This window comes from Microcoleus sp. OTE_8_concoct_300 (genome assembly GCF_031383065.1).
Lineage (GTDB): Bacteria > Cyanobacteriota > Cyanobacteriia > Cyanobacteriales > Microcoleaceae > Microcoleus.
This window is the reverse complement of sequence record NZ_JANMZH010000212.1, coordinates 1-7,038: the sequence shown is the minus strand read 5'-3', so window position 1 is coordinate 7,038 and position 7,038 is coordinate 1. Positions and strand designations below refer to the sequence as shown.

The following is a 7,038-nucleotide window of genomic DNA, read 5'->3' as shown; positions in this document are numbered from 1 at the left end:
CTTGCTCTATATTCTAGGGCTTACCCGACCGCAACTGGCAACCGCTTCGCTAAATTTTGGCGTCGGACGTTCCCGGAGCTTTTGCATTAAATCCATAATCTAGGCAAGAACGCCCGCCACTCAAAATTTTTGCCAGTTGCTTACTTTTGGGTGTAAATTTTTGAAATTTTATACTATATCATGTTTTGTGTTTTTGTGGGATGTTTACCGGGTATCACTCGACCCGGTTATTTTACTCCGGGCCTGCGGCGCTCCTATAACGCGGCCGGGGGGGGCGGGCCACGCTTAGCTCCCCCCCCGGCCCACGATTTCATCCTACTTCTTCTGCTAAGCGTTTATACTCAGCCTCTGCTGCTTTGTATTTAGGGGAGCCACCCTTAGTTACGCCCCAAATTTCAAGGATGATTTTTGCCTTGCCATAACCACGAGCCTGCAATTGCAGAATCCGTTCTCGGAGTTCGTGGTCGGAATTCTGGGCTAGTTGAACGTTCTCTGCTTCTTCGCCCTCAGAACTTAGTGCTAGTGCGCGTTCTAGCAGTTCTCTGTTGCTGTCGGATGCAATCAAGAGTTCCGCCTCGTTCCGTCGTTGCTGTTCGCTAACGTAAGCTGATGTTGCTATGGAATCAACTACATCGGCGGCAACCGCAGCATCTTTCATAGCCTCAAATTCCTCAGTTTTTGCCGCCTTTAAAGCACAACGGCGAGCCTCAAAAGCACAAGCGAAACCAGACACCAGGGCGACACCTTGCAGAAAATTATGCAGGGGAATTTTTCGAGAAAAAACAAACGGGGGAGCCAGCCACAGCGTGACGCCTGACACTGTAAGAGCTGAGATTTTCAAGAGCGACATAGCATCACCCCCACACCTACAAGCGCGCCGATCGTGCTGGCAATCAACCGGAAGCGCAGTTGTAACAGCTCGATTTTCAGAATGGCGATGATGGCATCATCTAGAAGCCAAGCAGTAGCGCTGAGGATGAGTTTGAGGGCAAATAAGGCTTGCACAAACAGCAGTAAGGAATGATGAAGCGACGCCAGCCAGCAGAGGAAACTGGAGGCGATCGCAGTCAGCAAAAAGTTGTTACCGAGTGCGATCGCTTTAATCATTTATCCCCACCTCCCAAAAGCTTAGTCCTGATGGCTTCAATCCGCGCAGCAGCATCAGTTTCGGCTTTTTCCAATCCGACACCTAGGCGAGCGTACCCTGGGCGGAGTGCGTGTAAGTTCTTGGCGTGCTTCACGTCCGCGCGCTTTTTCGTTAGCTCGTTAGTGGCAACGCTTGACTCGTAAGCCCGATGCGATTTATGGACTTTTGCATCTGCTTCTTCAATTCTTGAGAGTGCTTTGTATGCACGCTTAGCCTGTCGCGCCCCCTCTGTTTTGTCCTTTGCCAAAGCCTTCATTGCGTCCGTTTCTTCTTTGGTAAAGTAGCGCGGAGCCTCAACAATCGGCGTACTGCGGACGCTGCCAAACTTCCCAGGATTTAGCGGCGAAATAACAGTCGCATCGGTCGCCTTCCCAATTACCTTACTTTTGGTGCTGATATCTTTGGAGCTTCCGCCGCCAAATAAAGTTGTCATTAATCCCATTATCTTTGTGCTCCTATTTGAATGTTGACGCGGACGGGAGGAAATAAATTCAGGGGATTGATTTGTCGCCACATAGTCATAGCCAACACAAAGACCCCCGCCGATGCGAGTACGAGTGCGATGAATTGCCCGAAGTCAACCCAGTCTAAAAAGCTGGTGGAATTCTGGCGGGTGAAACACACAGGGAATGAACCGTCGTTAGTCCAGTCAATCGTGTCTACACTGTCTACACCATGTAAATCAAGCGGTTCAGGTGTTGTGTCTACAGTATCTAGTGGTGTGTCTAGCACTGTGTCTAGCGTTTCACCGTCAACGAGGTACAGTTCTAGCAGCGCTTCCCATGTGGCAGTTTTGCTGAGTTTTCCAAACTGTCTGGCGTCTTCATTGGTGAATCCGCAGTTAAAAGCTCGCGCCCTGAGTTGGTCAATCCGGCGACAACTGGCAGCAGGCTTAGTCATTCCCGCCCCCAGCACTAGCGGCCAAAATGAACTCAACCGATTGCACGGCTTCATCCAAGCAATTTGCGAGTTCCTCACTCCCATCGGGCCAAGTATCCGTCCAGACGCCGAGCAAATTAAGCGCTTTGCGAGATTCAACGTTGTCTAGGTCGGCAAGGTATTTTTTTGTAGCAAACACGAAAATATCGTTGCTGCACAAATATTCAAAATGGTTTCTGCACCCATTCAAGAGAAAAAGGATTCGCTCAAGAGTCGGGCGGTCAATGGTAATTGACTCTTTCGCCTTAAACGTAAAGAGTTGCGATCGTCCGTCAAGACAGGGGGCATCATCTAAAAAGGTCATACTTCGCCCTCCCCAGTCAGTGCGGACTTCTGCACGTATCCAATCCCCGTCAAGTAGCTACAGCCACGTCGCTCTAATTCACCCCGTTCCGTGTACCGCTGTTTCCGAAGCTTGGGAAAAATTTCACAAAACCTTCGATACACCTGGTTGATAGCTTTAACAGGGTTGTCCCGCTTGTTTGGCAAATCGCGCCAAGTTAACTTTTCTTTGCCTTTGACAAGTTCAACCTTCAGTACCCCAGTTTTGATGTACCAGTCACGCAACTGTTGCCAGAGGTCAGAAACGTAAACCTGACCGTCAGACTGAGGTTCCAAGCCGACTTCACGGACAAATTCCATCAAATGACTGGTGCTGCGCGGTGTCCACTTGGGCTGTTTTTTGTCCTTTGCTTTGGTTTTGCCGAGAGTCGCTAAGGCTGCTGTCAGTAACCTTTGCTGCTCGTTGATGGTTTGAGCTTGGATTTTAGCTAGCTCTATCATCTGAGCGATGTCGGTTTGTGACTGGGAATCTTTTGTGTCATGCGGTTCGGCTGCTTGGGCAACGTCCAGCAGTACGTTTCTGACTTGCTTGGCTACCGCTGAGTCCCTCAGTAACATTCCGAGTCGCAGTGCCGCGCGGGGTGTCCAGATTGTGAGGTGAGGTTGCTCGTTTGAGGTCAGGTTCATAATGAACCTTACCTCTTTCAATGCTTTACCTCGCAAAATAGTCAATCCATCTGGTTCTAGTTCGTCTCGGTGACGCTTTAGAACTGTCTTTACCGTTTCAGTCGGCACTTCATAATACTCAGCCATCTGTTCTGTAGTAGCAGTCCCAGTCCCTTGCCACAAAGCAAACACCAAACCCTTAGCCTTGCTGAGTACGTCCGATGCAGCCTCGTTGCTAACTTGAGTCAACTGTCCATCGCGGGCTGTTTTAGATTCCAACAAAACTTCAGGTGCAATCATTTCTGACCTCCAAGGGTATGTGCAAAAAACATATCCTTGAAAGGGGTTCGGTTAAACCGAACACCACGAAACCTCGCAAACTCAATCATTAAGAGTTGCGATCGTCCGTCAAGACAATCGTCTAAAAATGTCATAATTATTCGGCTCCAAACGTTCCAACACAACGGTTTGGGGAAGTCGTGACTTGATTAGCATTTGCAGTGCTAGTCAGTCGCGCATCAATCTTCCTTAATTACTCACGATTGCAGACTTACAGTTCCTTGTCAACACAGCGACTGTAAAGTTTTGTTTCGCAAAAGTTGCTCGTAGAATCAACATATTAACAGTATCAAAGCGGGCGCAAATGCTCCAAAATCTTGCCGTCTAAATACACAGCATTAATCACTTTTTCTGACGTATCGCACCACTTAGCAACCACCGCACTCGGTACACCTTTGCCTACCTGTTCGCTGATAAAAGTATCCCGACAAGAGTAAGGCGTGGTTGTCTTACAATCCTGTTGATGTTGGCGGGTGCTTTCAGTAATTGGGTCAACCAACTTATGCCATACCTGCTTAGTAAAATTGTTGTAGTTAATCGCCCCGCCCTTAATAGGTGACGGAAAAACCAATCTGTCTTTATCAGTCAGATTTTGTGGCTTAATACTTTTCAACAACTGAACCAGTTCTTGATTGCAGGGAAATTTACGCCGCTTGTTGTTTTTACTGCCATCAACCCTTGTCTCCTTACCGCTCGGGTGTTGTATGCTCCCGTTGAACACAATGTGAGAAAAGTCAGGGGCAATATCACCCCACCTCAAACCTACAGCTTCAGAGGGACGGCATCCAGTCAGTAGCCAGAACTGCACCATAGGGTAGTAAAAACAAAACTTTTGCCCCGTTTCTCCCCTCCCGTTCCACGTTCCTTTGTGGTTCTTGAAAGCCTCCAATACCAGCTCTTTTTCTTGAGCCGTAAAAGCATTAGGCTCCGGGTCACTTTCCCAGTTGTGCTTGGGCAACTCTGCCGACATCCCTTCAAACGGGGAAGCCGTTAAACCCTTGACAATCTTAAATTTAATCCCCCATTTCAGCGCTGCATTTAGATGGGTTAAAACTCGTTTGGTCATGCTGTTAGTCGTATCCTCTAACAACCAAGCGCGTACTTGCAAAGCGCTGTCCTCTGATAGAGGCTGGTAAGGGCAGCGGTCAATATAACTCTGAATGCCCGTCACCATGTAATTGAACGTTGTTGGCTTGAGCGTGGGCTTCTTGAACTCCAAATATCTCTCAAACAATTTAGTCAGCGTCAGTTCTGGTTTAGGCTTGACAGTTTCAACGACGGTCAAGTGAGTTTGGGTTTTGTACTTTTTGAGTGTGGAGTCAAACCGCTCAAACTTGATATCAGATTCAATCAACTGTGCCTTAGCTTCTGCTAGCTTCCAGTTTTCAGGAGTATCTGCCAAGTTGAGGTAGAGGAATTTTTGCTTGCCCCCGTAAAGATATCTCGGCATCTGCAAGCGCAGCCGCCCTTCATTGGTCTGGACGACTACGGAGCCTTTTTTAGCTCTGCTCGGTGGAAGATTGACCATAAAATTCTGTCAACTCAACGCCCCCATCATACCCGTTTGAATACAGAATGAATACAATTCCCTGTCTGCTTTGTGTCGCAACTGCTAGAACGTTGCACGGGTAAGGGATTCAAGATTGTTCTCGTTCAGCCTTTCAAGCTAACTATGCGGGTTCGATTCCCGCTGCCCGCTTCTATCTCTAAAAAACCTCAAACCAACGATAAATCAACGGTTTGAGGTTTTTTATGGCCTAGAATACGGCTGAGTCGGGGGTCAAAGTGACTATCAAATGACTACAAATGACTACGAAATGACTATCAAATAACCTTTTTGGATACAATTTGGAGACAATGTGACTAGAATTTGACAAGAAATATCCAGCCGATAGTCAATAGCGGTAAGGTGCGTGGCAGAAGAGCACCCTACATAATTAGGTTCTGTGTAAGTCCTGTATCTGCAAGAATAATTGCTTAACATAGAGTGCGCTGATTTGCCAAGATTGCCGATCGAACTCAGCTTGAGGTATGACTGATTCAGAGTCGCATCAGTCACAAGGAGAGCCCGTGAAATATTTTTCAGTAGTAATGTATTTGCTGCGGGAACGGCAACAGTTTCTCGAAGAAATTCGCCAAGGTGTCAAGCTCAAATCTAAAATTTTCGGTTTGTTGATTTCTAGTACTGTATTTTTTGGCATTTACGGAGCGATATTAGGTGCATCTAGTACGTGGATGCAATGTCTGGTTTCAGCAATTAAGTTGCCAGCACTTTACTTGCTGACGCTGATTATCTGCTTTCCCACCCTGTACTTTTTTAATGTCATGTTTGGTTCAAAACGAACTTTTGAGCAGTATTTGACATTGTTGATGACAGCGATGGCGATGATTAGCGTTTTGCTGTTTGGATTTGCACCTGTCAGTCTGTTTTTTCTTCTAAGCAGTCCCAATTACAGTTTTTTTCTGGTGTTGAATGTTGCTATTATGGCAATCACAGGATTTTTGGGGGTAAGTTTCATTTATCAAGGAATGCACTTTCTGTCCGAACAAGATGCGGAAGGCAAAGAAATCAGGCTAAATATTTTGCGCTTTTGGTTGGGACTCTATGCGTTTGTTGGCACTCAGTTGGGATGGACGCTGAGACCGTTTTTTGGGTCGTCGGGAATGGCTTTTCAACTGTTCCGAAACCGAGAAAGCAATTTTTATATGAGTCTGTGGCAATCAATTATGTCTCTGGGAGGATCGTAATTAATCCCAATTTAAGGAGATTTTAAAGAGTGATACAAGCGGATTTGGATGAGCTAAAGATTCCTGAGAAGGAGTTGGAGGATTTGAGCGGAATAGCTTTGAGCGACGGTTTTGCAGCGGATTTTTACCGACCTGCTGCATTACGGGACGGGAAAAAGCTGTTTTCTCTTTTGTTGAATGAGTTGCTGATATTTTGCTTGACATTAGTTGTTTCGCTGCCTGTTGCTTTACTGGCTAATCAACATAATGTTGGTTCATTTAGCGATGCTGAGATATTTGTCAGGGTTTTACAAATAACTTTAGGTTTGTCCCTGGCGATTACTGTTGCTTGGAATGTCTATAAATGGGTTAAGGCAAAGCCTCTGGCAACCCTGGCGGGTCTGCTGGATGAAGTTGAGAAGTATCATGAGGTGATTCAGGCTTTAGATATTATCGATCGCCTAACGGCTGCTGGCAATTTACAAGCCAATTTAATTAACCGAGGAGATGCAATTGAGGCATTACAGATTACTAGGGAAAGTTTGGTTTGTGCTTTGCGGACAGAAAGAATTCTTAGGGAAAATAAGGATTTTATCGGTCGCCGTTACGAGTTATTTGCTAATATTGAAAGTAATTTGGCTGCTTTGATGGCGGTGGATGTGAGCGATCGGGCGACTGAATACGGGCGGTTGCTGAATGAGGCTCTGGAAATTGGGATGAGCGTGCACAAAGAGGTAAGAAAGTTACAAAATGGCAAGTAAATAGGACTTATATCATGTCCGGTCGATTACCCTGATTCCTGTAGATACTGTCTTGAACTGTCAAGGGGTAGCAGTCAAATAATTGGGGTCGAAAGGCTTTTGGGATTTTAAAATCCCAAAAGCTAAATGCACTAACTTTCGCATCAAAGCACCAATCACCTGCATTTTGACTTGGCC

The 7,038-nt window shown here is 46.4% G+C and carries 9 protein-coding genes; 2 read left to right on the top strand and 7 right to left on the bottom strand.

The window, feature by feature from the left end; all coding sequences use genetic code 11:
• Window positions 1-310 precede the first annotated feature (310 nt).
• The 7 genes from ACUVJL_RS10515 to ACUVJL_RS10485 form a co-directional block, all read right to left on the bottom strand.
• Complete coding sequence (locus tag ACUVJL_RS10515; RefSeq protein ID WP_445245795.1) at window positions 311-850, bottom strand: hypothetical protein; 540 nt, start codon at window positions 848-850, stop codon at window positions 311-313.
• The gene (locus tag ACUVJL_RS10510; RefSeq protein ID WP_445245794.1) at window positions 838-1,107 is read right to left on the bottom strand and encodes a hypothetical protein; all 270 of its coding nucleotides are present in this window, start codon (window positions 1,105-1,107) and stop codon (window positions 838-840) included. Before ACUVJL_RS10510 ends, ACUVJL_RS10515 begins: the two co-directional genes overlap by 13 nt.
• Window positions 1,104-1,580: a hypothetical protein gene (locus ACUVJL_RS10505; RefSeq protein ID WP_445245793.1), complete on the bottom strand. Its 477-nt coding sequence runs from the start codon at window positions 1,578-1,580 to the stop codon at window positions 1,104-1,106. Before ACUVJL_RS10505 ends, ACUVJL_RS10510 begins: the two co-directional genes overlap by 4 nt.
• A gap of 8 nt (window positions 1,581-1,588) precedes the next feature.
• Window positions 1,589-2,047 (bottom strand): hypothetical protein, encoded by a 459-nt coding sequence (locus tag ACUVJL_RS10500; RefSeq protein WP_445245792.1) that lies wholly within the window; start codon window positions 2,045-2,047, stop codon window positions 1,589-1,591.
• Window positions 2,040-2,390 carry a hypothetical protein gene (locus tag ACUVJL_RS10495; RefSeq protein WP_445245791.1) on the bottom strand — a complete coding sequence of 117 codons (351 nt, stop codon included), beginning with the start codon at window positions 2,388-2,390 and terminating at the stop codon, window positions 2,040-2,042. The genes ACUVJL_RS10500 and ACUVJL_RS10495 overlap by 8 nt, the downstream gene beginning before the upstream one ends.
• The gene (locus tag ACUVJL_RS10490; protein WP_445245790.1) at window positions 2,387-3,334 is read right to left on the bottom strand and encodes a hypothetical protein; all 948 of its coding nucleotides are present in this window, start codon (window positions 3,332-3,334) and stop codon (window positions 2,387-2,389) included. Before ACUVJL_RS10490 ends, ACUVJL_RS10495 begins: the two co-directional genes overlap by 4 nt.
• A 328-nt stretch (window positions 3,335-3,662) precedes the next feature.
• Window positions 3,663-4,901 carry a tyrosine-type recombinase/integrase gene (locus ACUVJL_RS10485; RefSeq protein WP_445245789.1) on the bottom strand — a complete coding sequence of 413 codons (1,239 nt, stop codon included), beginning with the start codon at window positions 4,899-4,901 and terminating at the stop codon, window positions 3,663-3,665.
• Between the two features lie 503 nt (window positions 4,902-5,404).
• Here ACUVJL_RS10485 and ACUVJL_RS10480 point away from each other — a divergent pair.
• Window positions 5,405-6,121, top strand: a complete 717-nt coding sequence (locus tag ACUVJL_RS10480; RefSeq protein ID WP_445245788.1) for an actin-binding WH2 domain-containing protein — start codon at window positions 5,405-5,407, stop codon at window positions 6,119-6,121.
• Window positions 6,122-6,150: 29 nt separating this feature from the next.
• Window positions 6,151-6,861, top strand: a complete 711-nt coding sequence (locus tag ACUVJL_RS10475; RefSeq protein WP_445245787.1) for a hypothetical protein — start codon at window positions 6,151-6,153, stop codon at window positions 6,859-6,861.
• Window positions 6,862-7,038: the final 177 nt, after the last annotated feature.

What these genes read in the sequence shown, in the direction of transcription:
- ACUVJL_RS10515 (WP_445245795.1), bottom strand. Translation starts at nt 850, where the DNA reads ATGTCGCTCTTGAAAATCTCAGCTCTTACAGTGTCAGGCGTCACGCTG.
- ACUVJL_RS10510 (WP_445245794.1), bottom strand. Translation starts at nt 1,107, where the DNA reads ATGATTAAAGCGATCGCACTCGGTAACAACTTTTTGCTGACTGCGATC.
- ACUVJL_RS10505 (WP_445245793.1), bottom strand. Translation starts at nt 1,580, where the DNA reads ATGACAACTTTATTTGGCGGCGGAAGCTCCAAAGATATCAGCACCAAA.
- ACUVJL_RS10500 (WP_445245792.1), bottom strand. Translation starts at nt 2,047, where the DNA reads ATGACTAAGCCTGCTGCCAGTTGTCGCCGGATTGACCAACTCAGGGCG.
- ACUVJL_RS10495 (WP_445245791.1), bottom strand. Translation starts at nt 2,390, where the DNA reads ATGACCTTTTTAGATGATGCCCCCTGTCTTGACGGACGATCGCAACTC.
- ACUVJL_RS10490 (WP_445245790.1), bottom strand. Translation starts at nt 3,334, where the DNA reads ATGATTGCACCTGAAGTTTTGTTGGAATCTAAAACAGCCCGCGATGGA.
- ACUVJL_RS10485 (WP_445245789.1), bottom strand. Translation starts at nt 4,901, where the DNA reads ATGGTCAATCTTCCACCGAGCAGAGCTAAAAAAGGCTCCGTAGTCGTC.
- ACUVJL_RS10480 (WP_445245788.1), top strand. Translation starts at nt 5,405, where the DNA reads ATGACTGATTCAGAGTCGCATCAGTCACAAGGAGAGCCCGTGAAATAT.